The sequence below is a fragment of the Cobetia sp. SIMBA_158 genome, from assembly GCF_046566945.1.
Lineage (GTDB): Bacteria > Pseudomonadota > Gammaproteobacteria > Pseudomonadales > Halomonadaceae > Cobetia > Cobetia amphilecti.
Genome location: NZ_JAWJYL010000422.1, coordinates 1 through 269, shown reverse-complemented (window position 1 = coordinate 269; position 269 = coordinate 1). Strand labels below are relative to the sequence as shown.

Below are 269 nucleotides of genomic sequence, written 5' to 3'. Positions count from 1 at the left end.
AATATATTCATCATGATGATCTTGCTGCCTATGAAAAGCTGGTATCAAAGCTAAAATACGTTTTCCCCTATACATGTATGTTCTTCTCCCCTCACGCCCAGCTCAATATCGAGCGAAAAAACTTCCTCTACTTTTTCACCCACCATGAAGCTGTTGGCAGTATTGAAGTGTTTTTCTCTCGTTCTTTCTACTTTTTCTTTGATCTCTCCATATTCTATTAAGAAGCCAAATGAAAAGTTATAATTTGTTCACCTAATTTATGCATGAAG

General features: G+C 36.1%; 1 protein-coding gene. It reads left to right on the top strand.

Translation table 11 applies throughout. The features are described 5' to 3' along the window. Positions 1–221 (top strand): hypothetical protein (locus R2R70_RS20535; RefSeq protein WP_410978984.1); only part of this gene is annotated, 221 nt, incomplete at its 5' end. Between the last annotated feature and the right edge of the window lie 48 nt (positions 222–269).